Raw genomic sequence first — 18,542 nt, forward strand, 5'->3', positions numbered from 1 at the left:
CGCATTTGCACACACAGAGGTCATCGCTCAACGCACTGTGTTTGCCACCAGCACCTGTTTCGTGGGGATGCGCTCCGACGCACACGATATAACCGGTCGTACCGCAGGCGAAGCACTTGACCATGTCGTGCTCATACGCGATCTCTTTGCCGTCCAGTGTGTCGCCTCGACGGGGCGAGAAGACGATTCCACACGCGGTCGTAGAGTCGCCGTCCCTGATGTCATAGCGTATGGTCAATTGCTCTCGTCCTGGATTTTGTTGTCGTCAACACTCTTTCCAAATGCAAGTAGTCTGGGTGTCTCACCGCGCCCGACAGTGAGAAGACCGCGCCTGACTGTGCCTTGCAGGTTTCGAAAATTGCAATCGCGAATCCGCCCCGCAAGATCGGTCGAATAACCGAGCGTTCCTTTGTTAAGGAAGGGCACGACGTGAGACACGGTATTGTGAAAGTTGCTGATCGTGTATTGAAGATGAGGTGAGCGTCGGCAATCGTCACCGACCGGGAATTTTGTAGTCCGCCAGACAGCGGGTTATCGCGTGACTGACGGCGTGGCCTGAACATGTGTGCTTCCGAGGGGCGTAAGCTGGTTCGAGGAAATGGAGTCCGTTCCGGCTATGGTGGGAGGATTTTTGACGACATTGGTCTGTTCTCCGGACGGCGAAATGATCTCCCGCGCTGTCAGATACAGCCCCTTGCCGATGAACGATTCGAATCCAGCTCGCGAGTCGTGAACATATTGATCGAAGAAACGGATCAGGTTGTCGGAAAGTACTGGCGGGTTGAGCCAGGCTTCATAGTAAGCCTGCTCTTCCGCGGAAAGTTTCGGTGGTACGCCGCCGTTTTTTGCGCGGTCGTGCCACTCGCACGGGTTTGTCTTCTCAACCTCCATCCAGTAACGCCGCCAGTTGAGCGAGTCCATCTGCGCAGTGATCGTTGTATGGGAAGACCTGATTCTCTCAAGGTCCTTTTCGCTCTGTGAATTTGCGCCGCAAACGCCCTTGTACACATCACATGGGTTTGTCTGATACCGGGCTTTCAGCCACCCGTAATAAAGACGCATGTGTGCAGCCATCTTGGCGTCTAAAGTGGTTCCGATATCCGCCGCAGCCTCAAACTCGTCAAAAGCTGCTTTCAAGTCTGCGCCATAGTCAAAGAGGTCTGAGGTCTTCTTGTCGAGAAGCGCGGGTGGTGTGAAGGGAACTCCGGCTATCGCAGCTTCAAGGCGCATTCTGTTAAGCGGGATACGTGCAAGCGTGTCAATGCGCGCCTGCTCGCCCGGTTTGTATCCGCCGCCCACGTCGGAATGCACGCCAGGATAGACAAACTCACGATGTGTAGCTGTCATCACTCCCAGTCGCGTAAGCGGGAATGCTGAGCGGACTTCGTGTCCGGCCACAAGGTGCAAACACTGTTCTACTTCGTTCGGCACACGCATCAACATATCGCTAAAGTCATGTGCGGGCATTCCGACTGACTCGACCGTATCGAAGAGTCCGAGAAATCGGATATGCAGCGGCGCGCTCTTGCCATCGTCAGCAGTCGGACAGGGCCAGTGTGGTATGCCATTGATGCGTTCAACCTTATCGAGCAGTTTGTTGACGAAGGCGCGCGCCAACGTCGCGCCGCGCGAGAAGCCAAAAACGGCTACGTCAATACGCGTAACGCGATGATTTGTGGATAACGAATCGTTGAGCAGACGCATTGCTCGTTTCAATCGCGCATCTCCCCCTAGTCCTGTTCCGCCACCTAATAACTCGCTATCTCTAATATCATCTATCCAGCTTGGGTCACTCGAATCAAATCGTGTCCCGATTCCTTCCAGGTAGTGTCGGACGATCAAAGGCGCGTCGCTCGCGTGCCCCTCATAAAGTCTCGCAACGTTAGATAGTTTTTCATTCGCGATGTCTGCATTCTTGTTGTTTCCGGTCCCGTCGAAGAAGAAACTGATCCAAGGCTGTTGGTCACAAGTGGTACAGGTATCGAACTCTTCCGCGTGCAATTGAGTGAGAGTCTTGATCGCCTTCCCAAACGCTTCGTGACTATCGGTAAACCAGTCCTGCATCGCTATTCTCCAATTTTTCGCATCACTCGTTGACCATAGAAAATCTGGTCGCGTCTTGGATTTCGCGTGGCCCTTGGTCCATTTGGATCAGAGAGAATTTCCACTTCTACTTGTTGGCCGGAAAAGAACCGAACGATCATGTAGTTAAACCTGTCACCAGACGGAGGCGACGAGCCTCTCACTATGACTGTTTTATGGAGAAGGGGCGTCTGGTCCGCGTTGATATCCTTGGTCCCTTCCTGCCACCGAACGGTGATTTTCTGCCCGGCATCCGGCATCGACCTGCAACAGTCTGTGCCGCCAGTTCCACCGTTTTTGAATGGATGAACGCTGCCCCCAATATTCAACGGCCGGTCATCGGCGTCGTCCAGGCTGTAGTAGACGTACTTGTCGGTGTAGTTAGCGGTAAAGACAGCGACCTCTGGCACGTAGCCGATTTGTGAAAGGCTCGCGCAGCCAAGCAACGGTGTAGCAGCTGTGAAAATCGCGAGTACTATTCGTTTTCCCATATCTATTTTCATCAGTTATTTTTGTTCCCTTGTTATCGATAGATCGAGCGGATCGATGGAATGCATCACGGCTTCGGGATTCTTGCTAATCAGCGTGACTTCCAGTACACCGCTATTTTCGTCAATTGGAAGATCGCCTTCAACGGTCAACACATGCTTTTCCGACCACCCATAAGGCTCGCTCCAGTAGACCGTCATCCGCAAACCCGGGACTGGAACCTCCATATGATTACGTTCGATAAAACTCGGCGAGCGAGGGTTCCACTTGATGCCGCCGTGTATTTTCTGATATTCGATGTGTTCGTCATCCGTGAACCAAAAGCGGACGAAGTTAATGTCTTTTCCTCTCGCATTCACAAAACGCAGAGTCGTCTTTACGCGGCCCGCTTCCTGTAGCTTGCTGTGCCAATTTGCGCGCTTTTCTTCATCAACTCGTTGTTGTCTAGTCGTTAACAGTTCCTGCCATACGTCGCCGCCTATTGCACGATATCGATCGATCAGCGGCAGTCTCGATGCGCTCTGATCTGCAAGCATCTGCTGCAATACCGGGTGCGTGTCGTAGTTGTGAAGGTAATGAAGTCCGTAGGCGACGAATGCCGCGACATCGGTTTTGCTGTAAAGACCATAGTCCAGCGCACGCGTAACAAACGGCCCAATTTCCTCCATTCGTTCGTTGGGGTGACGGGACTTGATGAGGCCGGGCGTGGCCTTGTCGAGCCATTCGAGTACCTGTCGCGGTATTACCTCCCGCTGCAACTCCGTCACGGTCTTTGCTGGAATAGGAAAGGCATCCCACGCGCGGGGTATCGTGCAGCTTTCACCGGCCAGTTCGACTAGCCGTTTTCGCGTGTTCAATGTCCACCACGCATGACACGGACCGAACAAGTGCCTTCGCGTCTCGTCCGGTAACGAGCGATGCAGTACCTGCAGGTACGATGGCTGGTAGAAAAAGAACCAAACGTCATCCTCGGTAGGGCCGAGACGCGCGTGAAGCAGAGTTTGCAGGTGATCGACAAACGGCTCCATGTCGCACGACGTCCAGACCCACGAGACAAGCTGCGCGTCTATTTCAGCCAGTTGCAATACCTTCCAGAAGACCATCAGCGGATTCACCTGCTGATTGAGGAAGCTGGCCGTGTAGGTTTCTTCCCCCTGTATGTCGGGCATTGCGAAAAGCGTCGGGCCGGTCTGCTCCAGGTGGTCCAAGCCGGAACCCGAATAGAGTGGTATGTGCTGGCTATCCCAGTCGTTGAACAGAAAATCCCGTTCCCGGACTTCCATGCGGCCGATATCGACAAGTGCGTATAGGCGCACCCCTGGATCGGATGCCGTCAGCTCTGCGTGCATTGCACGAAAGCGCGCAAGCATACCGTTTTCGAAGTCGAGATACATCGCTCAGCCCTCCAGCTTTGCGAACGGCATCCCCGACTGACTCGCGCGCAGCGCACATTGCGTTGCGGCCGGCTTGGGCAGAACAGGCAGTTCTTCGGGAAGATGGGCCGGCCCCCGGCGCGAGAACGACGCAGCTTTCCACGTACGGTCCCCTCGCGTGCCGTCCTCGATGCCCGTCATCGTCATGCGCAGGTAAGACCCGCCGCACTTGAGGATGAGTTCTTTCTTTGCCTCGATCACGACACGCCCATTCGCGCTCCGGATCGTCATATCTTTCTCGGAATCGAGCGACATGGCGTCGTTCTGCGCCTGTATCTCGACCTTTCCTTTTCCAGCAAATAGCTTGATTCCCATCCGGCAGGCGAATACCGACACGGCTTCACCCGCAGCCATCGTGATGCGCTTCATGATGCTCATATCCGCGTTGCCGCCAGCGGTGGCAATGAGGTTCTTCGCCGCGCTGAACTGGAGTTCACCGCCCGTAGCCATTGCGATTCCTTCCGGGGCGGTCACGAATATCCCCGAGCGCTTGAGTTGATCGATTGTCTCGTCGAGAAGTGCTTTCTGCCGTGCGCAGTCGGCTGCAATCGCCTGTGCCGTCTTTACGGTTTCCGCGAGAGCCGAACTCTGGTCCAACGCCTGACGTAGCAGGTCCAAACCAGGCGCCATATCCAGTTGCTGTCCGGTTGCACCCGGCTTGTCATGCGCAATGAACAGCAGACCTTTCCCGCCCCGCACGGCGGCATGCCCGGACGTCCGAATCTCTGCGCCTTCACCGCGCTTCTGTTTCTTCGAATCGACCAGAAACCCGAGATTCAGTTGTGTCTTGCCGGAATGTTCGGTCGAGAGCTTGATGCCCTCCTGACCTTCCCAGTCCTCCATACGCAGCTTGTTGTTGCTCTGCGTCCGGATCACATTGCGCGATAGCCAGCGGTTGTCGCTCGTGATGTGATCGACGGCCTGGCTGTTGTGCATCGCGTGCGCAATGTATGGCCGGTTCGGATTGCCGTCATGGAAAGCAATCGCAACCTCGGTGCCGTCGAGCAACGGGAAGTGAAAACCCGTTTGCAACGCACCCGCAAAAGGCTTCGCAAGACGCAGCGGCACGCTCTCGCCGCCCGGATTCCATTCATCGAAATCCAGATCGAAGCGAACGACGTAATAACCGGCGGCGGTCAGGTACGCATATTTGTACTGGTCGGGTGACGTCACGCGGGCACTGAGTGTGCCCGCAATCCTGGGCCACGCTCCCTCATCCAGCGCGAGTCGGAAACGCCGGTCAGAAGGAATCGCCTTGTATGTATTGGCGTAGGCATCGTCCCGCGCACCACGATGGACCACTTCGACGATGACCTGCCCGTTCGGCGCATCAGGTAGCGCTTCATCGATATGCAGGACGCGCGCGGGCATCAGCGCAAGAACATTGCTCTCGCCTTCATAGATGACCTGGGAGGCGACAGCCGCCTCGTGCCTGAGTTGGGCTTCCCACTTCGCGGCCTGTGCGTCCGGGTGATGCGTGCCCCATACATAGGGCTGGCCGTAGGTGGTCTTATTTTCGGCTGCTACGTTGGCATCGTCCCTGATTCGCTCCCATGCACTGTCGGCGTTATAGTCGGCAACCTGGAACGATTGCGCTACGGTCTGCATCCGCGTGACGAGCGAAGTGACGGCCTCGATGCCCGACTCCAGACCAGCCTGTTCGCGATACGGCACATCGAGCGACGGCTGATAGACATAATGGTCAATATCGTCACAGACGTTCAGCACGTCGCCATGCTCACCCGCCGTGATATAGCTGTAGAGGCCTTCCTGCTTCATCAGCAGTTGCACCCACGCCAGGTCATCCATCTGGTACTGCATGCGAAACGCGTGCTGCGGGTACTGCCGGCGCAGCCGGAAACGGTAGTGATGGCCCCGCAAGCCATGTCGTTTCAGTACCTTCTCGATGATTTCCGGCGCTGTGACGTGCTGATAGATGCGACTGGAATGCACGCGCGCCAGCTTCGAAAAATGCGCCTCGAGCACCACTTCATAGCTGGTGAAATCGCGCGTCGTCTTCAGTTCGGTAAAACTGGTGATCCAGCCCGAAAATCGGCGCCCGTCGAGGTCTTCCGTAACGATCGAAAACGTCGCATCCTTGCCGAGATAGTCTGCACGCGCCAGTCGAAATGGGTGTGTGAGCCGGATCGTGACGCAGTAGGGTTCGCCAATTCTCTCAGTCGCTGCGAAGGAGACTACTGATAGCCCGCTTGCGCTTGTACTGCCCGGCACTTCGAGAAAGAAGGGCTGTCTGCCAGTCAGTCCATTGAGACGCAGGCCACCGCCTTCAAAACCTTCAGCCATAGTTTGATATCCGAATTATCCCGATGTCTGGGTGACATCGTGGGCCGACGATGATTCGAACGTGCAACGGCGTGCCGCGCTATGAGAAATATCTGAAAGTGGCGCACGCGGAGAAATTTATGCTTTCTGAATGACGAAACCAGAAAAATCAGAATCTTTTGATTTGCACCGATCGGGACAGGTAGACCTCACGCCCGCTCCGACACCATGCATATGAGTCCGTATACGGAGTTGCGGCCCGTCAAGACCTTCTGGGCGGCCAGATTCCGATCGACAACGCGTGCCTACGGCTCCCGGAAGCGGGTATTGCCGCGTCGCCTCAAAAGAAAGGCCGCCGGTGATGCCGGCGGCCTTGGGGACAGTAGAAGAAAGGAAACGAATCAGGCGTTGTCGGTCGATTCGTCCTGCTGCGCGAGCGCATTCAGCGCGAGTTCCGCCGTGCGCCTGATATGCGCAAACGACGCCGCCGACGCCGCGTCGCCATCGCGCCGCTCGATGGCGTCAAGCAACTTGTTCATCTCGCGATTCGACTCGCCACCGCGACCGGGCACGGCAATCGTCAACGCGCGCAACCGGTTGATACGCGCGTTAAGCGTCTTCACGACAGTCAGCGACACATGTTTCTGCGCGCCTTCGAACATCGCCTCGTAGAAGCGTTCGGTGTAATCGAGCACGCGCGGCAGGTCTTCTTTCTCAAAGGCGTCTTCGATGGTCTTGCGGATGTCGCGCAGTTGCTGCACGAGTTCGGGTGACGACTGCTCGGCGCAGGCGCGTGCCGCGTTGGCTTCAAGCAAACCGCGCAGTTCATAGATTTCGCCGACCTGCGCCGGGTCCAGCCGCGCGACGATCGGCCCTTGCCGCGCGACGATCTCGACGAGCCCTTCCGTCTCCAGGTGCCGCAGCACTTCGCGCACCACCGTCCGGCTCACGCCCAGTTCATCGCACAGCGTCCGTTCGACGAGCCGCGCGCCCGGCCGAAAATATCCTTGCACGATCGCGCCGCGCAGCTTGTCGAGCGTAAGTTCGCGCAGCGTCTTCGCGTTGCGGTCGATTCTGAGGTCTGACATAGGCAGCAGTAAGGAAATGGACGAAGGCCCAACTCGGCTCGCGAAACGCGAACGTTGAAGCTGGAATGCCATATTATCGTCCATCTTGCCGCGCTGACGGCTGGATGAAAAGCGGCGGCTATCCGCCCAGGCGCTCGGGCGCCTCTAGATCAGGATCACGTGGTCGCTGAGCTGGACGCAATTACGCCCGCCGCGTTTCGCGTTATACAGGGCTTCGTCGGCATCTCTCGCCAGTTGCTCGATGGTCGCGTCGCTCGCGGCCATGCACGCGACACCGATACTGCATGTATAGCCGGGCAGCGTCGCATCGTCTTTCTGCGCGACGCGCTGGCGGATACGCTCGGCGTGTTCCCTCGCCTCGTCGGGAAGCACGCGCGGCAACAGTACGGCGAACTCCTCGCCGCCCCAGCGCGCGACATGCCCCGGCGCCGGCAACAGATCGGCGACGCGCTTCGCGAAGTCGATCAGGATGCGATCGCCCGTGGCGTGCCCATATGTATCGTTGACCCGCTTGAAGTGATCGAGATCGATCAGCAGCAGCGACAGCAGTCCGCCCGTGCGCATCGTCTTCTCGCGTTCCTGCTGATGCGCACTCAGAAACGCGCGACGATTCAGCAGCCCCGTCAGCGGGTCCATGAACGACTGCTGTTCGAGCTGGTTACGCAATCTGTCCATCGCGACGAACATCAAGCCGACCGTCACCGTCAGCGACATCAAAGCGCTCGTAATCAGATAGATCTTCTGGATGAAGTCGGGAGCAAACAGTCCGGCGCTCGCCCAGGCCGGCACGAACATCGAGATGCCCCGCGCCGCCGTCGCGACCGTCTGCACCAGTTGCATCGAGCCGACGTAGAGCGCCGTGTTGCTGCCTTTGCCGAAACGCAGCATCGTGAGGCTGTTCATGCCGAACGTCGCTGTGAGGATCGCGGACATGCATAGCGTGCGTCCCGCCACGGAAGGATGCACCCACGTCATCCAGCTCATCGCGATCACGCCGATTACGAGCAGCAGCGCGATGAAGCGCCTCGACGGACGGAGCCCATAAAACAACTGGCTGCCGATCAGCCACAACCCTGTGCCGAGAATCAGGCCGACGTTGGCGACGACAATCGAAAGCCAGTCGCCGATGCCGCCGCGCAACGCCAGCAATATCGCCGACAACGACACGATCAGCGCCCCCGAAGCCCAATGCCCGACGCCGCGAATATTTGCCGGAAACCCGCGCCCCAGCGAGAACATGACTAGCGCCATCAAGCCTGGCATGACTGACGACATCAGAATGACGGTGCGAAGATCGAAGGCTGGCATACGGTTCCGGGGCGGGCACGCGACATGAAAATCATCCGTTTCATGTGCGCTTGCGGGACAGCCTCGCAATATACCTCAGCCCGTGCCGCCGTTACTCGAGCAGCTTCAGCACGGTCTGCGGCATCGAGTTGGCCTGCGCCAGCACCGAGATGCCCGCCTGCTGCAACACCTGTGCCTTCGACAGATTCGCCGTTTCGGTCGCGAAGTCCGCGTCGGTGATTTGCGAACGCGCGGAGCTCATGTTCGTTGCTTGCGTGTTCGTCGTCGAGATGGCAGCCTGGAACGTGTTCTGCGTCGCGCCGAGCGTTGCCTGGAAGGTGTTGACGCTCGTGAGAACGCTATCGATCGTGCTCATCGCGGCCTGAGCGCCCGATGCGTTCGAAACCGACAGGCCGCTGACGCCGAGGCTGCCTGCATCCCATTTCTGCGAGCCGAAGTCGGCCGTGATCTGCTGGTTGTCGAATGCACCGATCTGGAAGTCGATCGTACCGATGCCGCTCAGAACGGACTGGCCGTTGAACGTGGTCTGTTGCGCGACGCGCGTGATTTCTGTCAAGCGGGTCGACACTTCCGACTGCAGGTTCGCCAGCGCGTTCGAGTCGAGCGAGCCGTCACCCGCCTCCACTGCGAGCTGGCGAATACGCTGCAGGTTACTGACGATCGATTGCAGCGCGCCGTTCGTCGTCTGCACCATCGAAATGCCGTTGTTCGCATTCGCAGCCCCTTGCGTCAGTGCATTGATCGACGCCGTTTGCGTCGTCGAAATCGCGAGACCGGCCGCGTCGTCGGCGGCGGTATTTACGCGCTTGCCCGACGACAGACGGTTGATCGCGTGCGAGAGCGCGCTTTGCGAGCCCGACAGGTTGTTCTGCGCCGTCAGCGACATGATGTTGGTGTTGATGTTCAGCATTCGCTTCCTCGTTCCTCAATAACTGCCATTAAAGACCTTTTGCATCGCCAGCCTGTAAATGCATTCATTCGCGGCGTTGCTTCTTTTCTAACGGTTCGATAACGGCAAAATTAAGAGCGAAAAACCTTTCATTCATGCCATTTACGCTTACTTCAACTTTCTTACCGGATATTTTTAAAAGACATAAAAAAACCCGCATGCGCGAATTGCGCATACGGGTTTTGCTGACCGTCAAAAGCAATACATCAGAACTTGTGGCGAATACCCACAATCGCGATCTCTTGCGTGCTCGTGCCGTTGTAGCCGTACGAGCCGATCGATGCCTGCGCTGCCTGCGTCGTGCCATCGGACAGACGCTGCGTCCCGTTGGCATGCTGATACGCTGCGACGGCGTAGAGGTCGGTGCGCTTGGACAGGTTGTAGTCCGCGCCCAGGCTGACCTGGTGATAATGCGCCGACGTATCGCCCGATGCCGCCGTGTACGCATAGCCCACGCCGGCGATCAAAGCGGGCGTTGCCTGGTACGCGACGAATGCCTTGCCGCTGTTGTACTTCTCGGTCGTCGAGAAGCTCGAGCTTGCATCGGCCTTCAGTTGCGTGTTGCTGTACGACGCGCCCAGCGTCACCGAGCCGAGTACATACTGGCCGCCCAGTTGAGCGATGCTGACCGATTTCGCGCTCACGTAACCGTCGTTGATGTGGCTGTCGAAGATCGAGTCCGTCGTGCTGCTCGACCAGCTCGTGCGCCCGCCCGTTGCGGAGTTGTTTGTTGCGCGCAGATAGCCTGCCGCCAGCGACAGGTTGCCGACCGAGTACGTCGCCGCGCCGCTATACGTGTAGCCTTGTCCCGTCTGGCCAGCCACGCCGCTGAATGCATACAGGCCTTCGAACTGGAAGCCCGCGTAGTTCGGCGACACATACTTGACGGCGTTCGACACGCGCGCGCTGTTGTCGTTGTTGTCGACGTCGCCCGGCGTCGCGAACGTGGAGCCGAAGTAGTTGTCGGCGGTGACGCCCTGAACCGTATCCGTGATCGGGTCGTACTGACGGCCCAGCGTGACGGTGCCCCACTTGTCGCCCTGGAAGCCCACGTAAGCCTGGCGGCCGAACAGGCGCGAACCCTGACCCATCTTGCCCGTGCCGACATCGAAGCCGCTTTCCAGCGCGAAGATCGTCTTCAGGCCGCCGCCAAGATCTTCACTGCCCTTCAGGCCCCAACGGTCGCCGCTGAGGTTGCCGTTGATCATGCCCGTCAGGTTGCTGTTCGAGTCGGCGTTGTGAACGTAGCCGATACCTGCATCGATAAGCCCGTAGAGCGTGACGCTGTTCTGTGCATGAGCCGCGATCGTCATCGAGCTCAACGTGAGTGCAACAGCCGCAATTGCAGTTCTTTTCATCTGTTCCTCTATCACTCGTTTAAAAATGTATTGCGATCGCGAGAATACAGGTGCTTAAAATTCGATAAATTACTTGTTGGTTATATGCAACTGATTAGCTTTCCTGCCTTTTATAAAGCAAAAAAGGCTATGTGAATACACATAGCCGAAGCCCGGAATCATTATTCATCTGCGTGGAAGGAGAGAATATGAAGCGATTTCCAGACAGGCGCCAATCTAGGTGACGCGATTTTTGAAGTCAACGCGTGAGCATCAATGACGCGTTTCCTAATCTTTCTTTCTTGCTGCGGATAAGCAGATCGATATTGCTGACGCGTGATGTTGACCGCACACGAAACGACGTTTTGGCTGCTGCAGCGTGAGGGACGTGTACGCGATGTCGTCCGTAGCATTCGCGGTCGCGTTGCGATGTCCGACAAGCCGGTCAGACTGATCTCGTCAATTCGCTCTACGCAAGCACACAGGCGCTTCGCAGCCGCCACGAGTCGCAAGCCAAACCCGGCCTTTCGTTGTAGGACAACGTATAATGCAGATAAATCTCGAAAATCCCCAGGAGCGTTACATGGCCGCGTCTGCAGCACCAGGTTCGACCCCACGGCGGGCACGCGGGAGCCTTGCTGATCAGGTCGTCGCCTATGTCAACGAGCAGGTTAGTTCGCACGCGCTAAAGCCGGGCGATCAACTGCCGACCGAAACAACGCTGATGTCCTTGCTCGGCGTCAGCCGCACCGTCGTGCGCGAAGCCATTTCGCGTCTGCAGGCCAATCGCGTGATCGAAACGCGTCACGGGATCGGCAGTTTCGTACTGGAACCGCGCCGCGAGCCACTCGGTCTGGACATGGTACCCGCCACCACGTTGAACGACGTGCTGTCGGTACTGGAATTGCGCATCAGCCTCGAGACGGAATGCGCGGGGCTCGCCGCGCAGCGCGCAAGCGAACGCGATATCGCGAAGATTCGCGCGGCGCTCGATGCCATCGAAGAAACGAGCCGCGTCGGCGGTGACAGCACGGCCGCCGATCTGCGCTTTCACATTTCAATTGCGACCGCGACGGGCAACCGCTATTTCGTCGACATTCTCACGCAGTTGGGCACGGCGCTGATTCCGCGGCATCGCGTGGATTCGGCGGGGCTCGCGCAAAGCGATCCCAACGCCTATATGGCGCGCGTGAATCTCGAGCATGAAAATATTCTCGATGCGATTGCACGCAAAGATCCTGACGGTGCGCGCGCGGCAATGCGCATGCATCTGTCGAGCAGCCGTGAGCGTCTGCGCCGCGCAAGCGCACAGGCGGAAGAAGCGGCGGCGACACGCGCGCTGTAAAGCACTACAACGATCAAACGAAAAAGCGGCCATGAATACATGGCCGCTTTTTCATTACAACGCCAATCGCGTCAGACGATCACGCGTTGACGATCTGCCCGTCGCGACGACGCCAGAGTCCGAGCGGATTGTCGTCGGCCAGCGCCTGCGGCAGCAGTTCAACCGGAAAATCCTGATAGCACACAGGACGCAGAAAGCGGTCGATCGACGTCGAACCGACGGACGTCACGCGGCTGTCCGCCGTTGCCGGGAACGGCCCGCCATGCACCATCGCGTGACACACTTCGACGCCCGTCGGGAAACCGTTGACGAGCAAACGCCCCGCCTTGCGCTCCAGGATCGGCACCAGTTTCTTCGCGAGTTGCACGTCGTCGCGATCCATTGCAATCGTCGCCGTCAGTTGTCCCGCGAAGTGCTCCGCGACGGCGAGAAGTTCCTGCTCGTCCTTGCACCGCACGATGGTCGATGCGGGACCGAACACCTCGTCTTCCAGTTCGGGCTTTTTCAGAAAGACGGCTGCATCGGTGACGAACAGCGCCGCGCACGCCTGCGTCGGCCCCGTCGCGTCGAGACCATGCGCAACGGGCTCCACACCTTCAATTGCAGCGAGCCTCGCCTCGCCCTCCTGATACGCGGCATGAATTCCCGACGTGAGCATCGTCTGCGCAGGCTTCAAATTGAGCGCCTGCGCCGCGGCTTGCGTGAACTCGCGCAGTTCGGGACCGTCGATCCCGATCACCAATCCCGGATTCGTGCAGAACTGCCCCGCGCCGAGCGCGAGCGAATCGACAAAGCCACGCGCGATCGCCTCGCCGCGAGCCGTGACAGCAACGGGCAGCAGGAACACAGGGTTGATGCTGCTCATTTCCGCGTAGACGGGAATGGGCTCGGGACGATTCGCCGCGACCTTCATCAGCGACGTGCCGCCCGCGCGCGAGCCCGTGAAGCCGACCGCCTTGATGGCGGGATGCGCGACGAGCGCCTCGCCGACCGTGCTGCCCGCGCCGACGATCATCGAGAACACGCCTTCGGGCAAGTTCATTTCGGCCGCCACGCGCTGAATGACGCGCCCGACCATCTCCGACGTACCGAGGTGAGCACGATGCGCCTTGACCACGACCGGGCATCCGGCGGCCAGCGCCGCCGCCGTGTCGCCGCCCGCCACCGAAAACGCGAGCGGAAAGTTGCTCGCGCCGAACACGGCCACCGGCCCAACGGGAATCTTCTGCATGCGCAGATCCGAGCGCGGCAACGGCTTGCGCTCGGGCAACGGCGAATCGAGCGTCGCTGTGAGCCATTGCCCCGCGCGCACTTCATTGGCGAACAGCTTCAACTGCCCCGTGGTACGTGTACGCTCGCCTTCCAGCCGCGCCTTCGGCAACCCGGATTCGGCGTGCGCGCGTTCGATCAATGCATCGCCGAGCGCCGTGATGCCATCCGCGATCCGCTCCAGAAACTCGGCCCGCTGTGAAAGCGGAAGATGCCGGTAGGTGTCGAAAGCGGCGGCCAGTTCGCAGGCGTGCGAGACGTCCTCAACCGTGCCGCTGCCGAACACGGGCGTGTCGATCTCCTTGCCCGTCGATGGATTGAATGCGCGCAGCGCCCTGTCTGCGCCATGAACTGCCTGCTGCCCGATCAGCATGTCACCCGTCAATTGCACGATGTCTCTTCTCCATTTGGCTGGTTTAACATCGGTCATCGTACAACATACTTCGACGATGACGCAATGCGCGCTTCAAGCGGCGCGGCGCTTGCCATAAGCTTTCAGGGTTTACCATCCTTTCTCGCAGTCAACTGACAACGTATCTTGTGTTCGGACGTCCTATGACATACCATATTTCGCAAGACGCACTTCGCCGGGCAGGCAGCGCCCACCCCAGGAGAAAGAGATGGCTTTGTCGTCACCGCATCAACCGTATCAACCCTATCAAGCATTGCCGAATAGCTTTCGCGCCGCCGTCAAAAACGGCGAGCGCCTGATCGGCTGCTGGGCATCACTGGCCAGCCCGATTACGACTGAACTGCTCGGCACAGTGGGTTTCGACTGGATCCTGCTCGACGCCGAGCACGCGCCCAATGACGAACTCACGCTGATACCGCAGCTGATGGCGCTGAAAGACAGCCGCTCCGCACCCATCGTGCGTCCGCCGTCCAACGACAACGTCATCATCAAGCGCATGCTCGACGCGGGCTTCTTCAATTTCCTGATCCCGTTCGTCGACAGCGCCGACGACGCGCGCCGCGCCGTCGCCGCGACCCGCTACCCGCCGCACGGCATTCGCGGCGTGTCGGTGGGTCAGCGCGGTAATCGGTACGGCGCGGTGACCGACTACCTGCAAGTGGTCAACGACAACATCTGCGTCATCGTGCAGATCGAGAGCCGCGCGGCCGTCGCTGCGATCGACGAGATTCTCGCGGTGGAAGGCGTCGACGGCGTCTTCATCGGTCCTTCCGACCTCGCCGCTGCATATGGTCATCTGGGCAACGCCGGTCACCCGGACGTTCAACAGGCCATCGCGCATGTCTTCGAACGCGCGAAGGCAGCGGGCAAGCCGTCCGGCATCCTCGCGCACGTGCAGCAGGACGCCGAGCGCTATCTCGGCATGGGCGCCACACTGGTCTCCGTCTGCGCCGACATGGGCCTGTTGCGCAGCGGCGCGCTCAATGTCCGCCAGCACTTCATGCCGGGCTGATTGGCCTTAGCGGCCTGAACGCACGGACGTCACCTCACATCACACTATCGGGAGTAGCGAATGCAAACAGCAGGCTTCATCGGACTCGGCATCATGGGCAAGCCCATGGCGGCCAATCTTCGCAAGAACGGCATCGAGCTCACCGCCTTCACGCGCAGCGGCGTGCCCGACGAACTGACGCAGGCGGGCGTGACGGCATCCGCGAGCCCTGCGGATGTCGCCGCGAAAGCGGACGTGATCTTCATCATGGTGCCGGACACGCCCGACGTCGAACGCGTGCTGTTCGGCGAGAACGGCGTCGCGAGCAAGCTGCGCCAGGGGCAGATCGTGGTCGACATGAGCTCGATCTCGCCCATCGCCACGCGCGACTTCGCGGCCCGTGTGCGCGAGAAAGGCGCGGACTATCTCGATGCGCCCGTGTCGGGTGGCGAAGTCGGCGCGAAGGCCGCGTCGCTGACCATCATGGTAGGCGGCGCGCAAGCCACGTTCGACAAGGTCAAGCCGATGTTCGACATGTTGGGCAAGAACGTGTCGCTGATCGGCGAAGTGGGCGCGGGCCAGATCTGCAAGGTCGCCAACCAGGTGATCGTCGCCGCGACGATCGAGGCCGTGGGCGAAGCGCTGCTGCTCGCGTCGAAGGCCGGCGTCGATGCAGAGAAAGTGCGCAAGGCATTGATGGGCGGTTTCGCCTCGTCGCGCATTCTCGAAGTGCATGGCGAGCGCATGACGAAGCGCACGTTCGACCCGGGCTTCCGGATCGAGCTGCATCAGAAAGACTTGAACCTCGCGCTATCCACAGCACAAGCGCTCGGCGTTTCGCTGCCGGCCACGTCGACCTGCCAGGCGCTGTTCAACGCCTGCGCGGCGCACGGCGGCAAGGCATGGGACCACTCGGGCATGGTTCGCGCGCTTGAATATCTGGCCGACCACGAAATCGGACAGCAGCCGAAATGACGTTTTTCGCAATCGTCTCGAATGCGGTGGATGGCGATCTCGCCGTCTTCCGCGTCGATGGTTCGACGGGCGGCATTGAACGCATCGCGCGCCATCCGGCTGGCGACACCGTGATGCCCCTCGCCCTCTCCGCCGATGGCCGCGTACTGCACGCCGCCACGCGCGGCGCGCAGCGGAGCATCGTCACGTATTCGGTCGATTCGCACACGGGCGCGCTTGTGCATCTGCGAACCGCGTCCATTGAATCGAGTCTCGCGTATCTGTCGCTGACCCCGTCGGACGACTGGCTGCTCGGCGCGTCGTACGGCGAGTCTTCCGTGAGCCTGTATCGCGCAAGCTCATTGGACGGTGCTGAAATCAGGCCGCGCCAGGTGGTCGAAGGCTTCGTGCATGCACACGCGGTGATCGCGTCGGCGGATGGCCGCTTCGCGTACGCGACGTCGCTTGGCTCCGACATGGTGTTCTGTTTTGCCATCGTCCATGACGCAAACGACGCAACGCTCGAACTCGTGCAGAAGGTACCCGTGGAAGCGGGCTTCGGCCCGCGTCATCTGCGCCTGTCGCCCGATGAAAGAACGCTGTATGTGTCGAGTGAATTTCGCGCGACGGTCGCCGTGTTCTCGCGCGATGGCGAAACAGGTGCGCTGTCGGCCCGCAGCGTATCGGCGCGCGCACCGTCGCTCGCGCATCTGAACGATGGCTGCCCGCGCACTGCGGAAATCGATGCGGCCACAGCCGCAACGCTCGTCTGGGCCGCCGATTTGCAGGTGACACCCGATGGCCGCTTCGTCTACGTCGCCGAGCGCACGTCGAGCCGTCTGATCGCCTACCGCGCGACCCGCGAAGGCTCGCTCGAATACGCGGGTTACACCGACACGGAAGCGCAACCGCGCGGCTTCAGGATCGACCCGTCGGGCCGCTTTCTCGTCGCTTGCGGCGAGAAGTCCACGCAGGTCGTTGTGTATGCGATCGACGCCGACTCGGGCGCCCTTTCTGCCGTGTCGCGCTGCGAAGGCGGACGCGGCGCGAACTGGGTGGAGATCGTCGCGCAGACGTAGCGCTTCACGCCGGACACGGCAGCGCGAACCTCTTTCATTGAATTTCACAGGCCCATCACAGGCCACTTTTGGGACCCAACCCCAGGACCGACTCTCATGTCTACGATTACCCAAGGCGCCCCAACCGTCACCGAATTGCGCGTCGTCCCCGTCGCTGGCCGCGACAGCATGCTGATGAACCTGAGCGGCGCACATGGCCCGTTCTTCACGCGCAACATCGTGATTCTGCGCGACAGCGCGGGCAACACCGGTGTCGGCGAAGTGCCCGGCGGTGAGAACATCCGCAAGACGATCGACGATGCGCGTCCGTTCGTGGTCGGTCAGTCGATCGGCAATCTGCAGGCTGTGCTCAACAAGGTGCGCAAACAGTTCGCGGATCGCGACGCGGGTGGCCGCGGCTTGCAGACCTTCGATTTGCGCACGACGATCCACGCCGTGACGGCGCTCGAAGCCGCCTTTCTCGACCTGCTCGGCCAGCACCTGGGCGTGCCTGTCGCGGCGCTGCTCGGCGAAGGCCAGCAACGCGACGAAGTCGAAATGCTCGGCTATCTGTTCTACATCGGCGATCGGAACAGGACGGACCTGCCGTACGCGAGCGGCGCCGAAGGACGCGACGACTGGGAACGCCTGCGCACGGAAAAAGCGCTGACGCCGGAAACCGTCGTGCGACTTGCCGAAGCCGCGCAGGCGCGTTATGGCTTCAACGACTTCAAGCTCAAGGGCGGCGTGCTCGCGGGCGACGCCGAGATCGAAGCGGTGACGGCACTGGCCGAACGCTTCCCAGAAGCACGCGTGACGCTCGATCCGAACGGCGCGTGGTCGCTGGCCGAAGCGATCCGCCTGTGCCGCGACCAGCACGACGTCCTCGCGTATGCGGAAGATCCGTGCGGCGCGGAGAACGGCTACTCGGGCCGCGAAGTGATGGCGGAATTCCGCCGCGCGACGGGCCTGCCGACGGCGACCAACATGATCGCCACCGACTGGCGCCAGATGGGCCACGCCATCCAGTTGCAATCGGTCGACATTCCGCTCGCCGACCCGCACTTCTGGACGATGCAGGGCTCGGTGCGCGTCGCGCAGATGTGCAACGACTGGGGCCTCACGTGGGGCTCGCATTCGAACAATCACTTCGACGTGTCGCTTGCAATGTTCACGCATGTCGCGGCGGCCGCGCCGGGCAAGATCACCGCGATCGACACGCACTGGATCTGGCAGGACGGCCAGTATCTGACGCGCGATCCGCTGCAGATCGTCGGCGGCAAGGTGAAGGTGCCGGCGAAGCCGGGCCTTGGCGTCGAACTCGACATGGACGCGCTCGAGAAGGCACACGCGCTGTATCAGGAGCACGGACTCGGCGCGCGAGACGATGGCGTCGCGATGCAATACCTGATTCCGAACTGGAAGTTCGACAACAAGCGCCCTTGCCTCGTACGTTGATCTTCTGACGCCTAGAACCATTCCGGAATGACGCGGCCAGCGTGGCCGCCAATACTTCAACACTGACTGACACACCCAAGTGAACT

Annotated in this window: 15 protein-coding genes; 5 read left to right on the forward strand and 10 right to left on the reverse strand. The window is 60.0% G+C overall.

Annotation, left to right across the window (positions count from 1 at the left end; translation table 11 throughout):
• Positions 1-531: 531 nt before the first annotated feature.
• The 9 genes from BLT65_RS06100 to BLT65_RS06135 form a co-directional block, all read right to left on the reverse strand.
• The gene (locus BLT65_RS06100) at positions 532-2,064 is read right to left on the reverse strand and encodes a T6SS phospholipase effector Tle1-like catalytic domain-containing protein (protein ID WP_091775936.1); all 1,533 of its coding nucleotides are present in this window, start codon (positions 2,062-2,064) and stop codon (positions 532-534) included.
• Between the two features lie 2 nt (positions 2,065-2,066).
• Positions 2,067-2,585 (reverse strand): DUF3304 domain-containing protein, encoded by a 519-nt coding sequence (locus BLT65_RS06105; protein WP_091775939.1) that lies wholly within the window; start codon positions 2,583-2,585, stop codon positions 2,067-2,069.
• 3 nt (positions 2,586-2,588) lie between these two features.
• The gene (locus tag BLT65_RS06110) at positions 2,589-3,965 is read right to left on the reverse strand and encodes a DUF4123 domain-containing protein (protein WP_091775942.1); all 1,377 of its coding nucleotides are present in this window, start codon (positions 3,963-3,965) and stop codon (positions 2,589-2,591) included.
• A gap of 3 nt (positions 3,966-3,968) precedes the next feature.
• On the reverse strand, positions 3,969-6,308 hold the full coding sequence (locus BLT65_RS06115) for a type VI secretion system Vgr family protein (RefSeq protein WP_091775946.1): 2,340 nt from the start codon (positions 6,306-6,308) through the stop codon (positions 3,969-3,971).
• A 380-nt stretch (positions 6,309-6,688) separates the two neighbouring features.
• Entirely contained in the window at positions 6,689-7,375 is a 687-nt protein-coding gene (locus BLT65_RS06120) for a GntR family transcriptional regulator (protein ID WP_091775949.1), read from the reverse strand.
• 144 nt (positions 7,376-7,519) lie between these two features.
• Positions 7,520-8,683, reverse strand: a complete 1,164-nt coding sequence (locus tag BLT65_RS06125; RefSeq protein WP_091775953.1) for a GGDEF domain-containing protein — start codon at positions 8,681-8,683, stop codon at positions 7,520-7,522.
• Between the two features lie 91 nt (positions 8,684-8,774).
• Positions 8,775-9,593, reverse strand: coding sequence for a flagellin domain-containing protein (locus BLT65_RS06130; protein ID WP_042311733.1), 819 nt, complete (start codon positions 9,591-9,593; stop codon positions 8,775-8,777).
• A 64-nt stretch (positions 9,594-9,657) separates the two neighbouring features.
• Entirely contained in the window at positions 9,658-9,864 is a 207-nt protein-coding gene (locus BLT65_RS46350) for a hypothetical protein (protein WP_143036485.1), read from the reverse strand.
• Entirely contained in the window at positions 9,839-10,990 is a 1,152-nt protein-coding gene (locus BLT65_RS06135; RefSeq protein WP_042311731.1) for a porin, read from the reverse strand. Before BLT65_RS06135 ends, BLT65_RS46350 begins: the two co-directional genes overlap by 26 nt.
• 562 nt (positions 10,991-11,552) lie before the next feature.
• Between BLT65_RS06135 and BLT65_RS06140 the strand changes: the two genes are divergently transcribed.
• A complete protein-coding gene (locus BLT65_RS06140) occupies positions 11,553-12,314 on the forward strand; it encodes a FadR/GntR family transcriptional regulator (RefSeq protein ID WP_042311818.1) in 762 nt (253 codons plus the stop codon).
• A 79-nt stretch (positions 12,315-12,393) separates the two neighbouring features.
• Here the strand turns inward: BLT65_RS06140 and BLT65_RS06145 are convergent, their stop codons facing one another.
• Positions 12,394-13,974: an aldehyde dehydrogenase (NADP(+)) gene (locus tag BLT65_RS06145; protein WP_091775956.1), complete on the reverse strand. Its 1,581-nt coding sequence runs from the start codon at positions 13,972-13,974 to the stop codon at positions 12,394-12,396.
• A gap of 229 nt (positions 13,975-14,203) precedes the next feature.
• On the opposite strand from BLT65_RS06145, the gene garL reads away from it, so the two are divergent.
• From garL to gudD, 4 genes are all read left to right on the forward strand, one after another.
• The gene (garL, locus tag BLT65_RS06150) at positions 14,204-15,007 is read left to right on the forward strand and encodes a 2-dehydro-3-deoxyglucarate aldolase (RefSeq protein ID WP_091775959.1); all 804 of its coding nucleotides are present in this window, start codon (positions 14,204-14,206) and stop codon (positions 15,005-15,007) included.
• Positions 15,008-15,067: 60 nt separating this feature from the next.
• Positions 15,068-15,961: a 2-hydroxy-3-oxopropionate reductase gene (locus BLT65_RS06155; RefSeq protein WP_007576827.1), complete on the forward strand. Its 894-nt coding sequence runs from the start codon at positions 15,068-15,070 to the stop codon at positions 15,959-15,961.
• Positions 15,958-17,019 carry a lactonase family protein gene (locus BLT65_RS06160; protein ID WP_091775962.1) on the forward strand — a complete coding sequence of 354 codons (1,062 nt, stop codon included), beginning with the start codon at positions 15,958-15,960 and terminating at the stop codon, positions 17,017-17,019. The genes BLT65_RS06155 and BLT65_RS06160 overlap by 4 nt, the downstream gene beginning before the upstream one ends.
• A gap of 96 nt (positions 17,020-17,115) precedes the next feature.
• Positions 17,116-18,456 carry a glucarate dehydratase gene (gudD, locus tag BLT65_RS06165; protein ID WP_091775965.1) on the forward strand — a complete coding sequence of 447 codons (1,341 nt, stop codon included), beginning with the start codon at positions 17,116-17,118 and terminating at the stop codon, positions 18,454-18,456.
• Positions 18,457-18,542: the final 86 nt, after the last annotated feature.

This window comes from Paraburkholderia steynii (assembly GCF_900100565.1).
In the GTDB taxonomy this organism is placed as follows: domain Bacteria; phylum Pseudomonadota; class Gammaproteobacteria; order Burkholderiales; family Burkholderiaceae; genus Paraburkholderia; species Paraburkholderia terrae.

Coding starts and splice junctions, on each gene's coding strand:
- BLT65_RS06125 (WP_091775953.1), bottom strand. CDS start 8,683: ATGCCAGCCTTCGATCTTCGCACCGTCATTCTGATGTCGTCAGTCATG.
- BLT65_RS06110 (WP_091775942.1), bottom strand. CDS start 3,965: ATGTATCTCGACTTCGAAAACGGTATGCTTGCGCGCTTTCGTGCAATG.
- BLT65_RS06135 (WP_042311731.1), bottom strand. CDS start 10,990: ATGAAAAGAACTGCAATTGCGGCTGTTGCACTCACGTTGAGCTCGATG.
- BLT65_RS06115 (WP_091775946.1), bottom strand. CDS start 6,308: ATGGCTGAAGGTTTTGAAGGCGGTGGCCTGCGTCTCAATGGACTGACT.
- BLT65_RS06120 (WP_091775949.1), bottom strand. CDS start 7,375: ATGTCAGACCTCAGAATCGACCGCAACGCGAAGACGCTGCGCGAACTT.
- BLT65_RS06130 (WP_042311733.1), bottom strand. CDS start 9,593: ATGCTGAACATCAACACCAACATCATGTCGCTGACGGCGCAGAACAAC.
- gudD (WP_091775965.1), top strand. CDS start 17,116: ATGTCTACGATTACCCAAGGCGCCCCAACCGTCACCGAATTGCGCGTC.
- garL (WP_091775959.1), top strand. CDS start 14,204: ATGGCTTTGTCGTCACCGCATCAACCGTATCAACCCTATCAAGCATTG.
- BLT65_RS06105 (WP_091775939.1), bottom strand. CDS start 2,585: ATGAAAATAGATATGGGAAAACGAATAGTACTCGCGATTTTCACAGCT.
- BLT65_RS06155 (WP_007576827.1), top strand. CDS start 15,068: ATGCAAACAGCAGGCTTCATCGGACTCGGCATCATGGGCAAGCCCATG.
- BLT65_RS06140 (WP_042311818.1), top strand. CDS start 11,553: ATGGCCGCGTCTGCAGCACCAGGTTCGACCCCACGGCGGGCACGCGGG.
- BLT65_RS06100 (WP_091775936.1), bottom strand. CDS start 2,064: ATGCAGGACTGGTTTACCGATAGTCACGAAGCGTTTGGGAAGGCGATC.
- BLT65_RS06160 (WP_091775962.1), top strand. CDS start 15,958: ATGACGTTTTTCGCAATCGTCTCGAATGCGGTGGATGGCGATCTCGCC.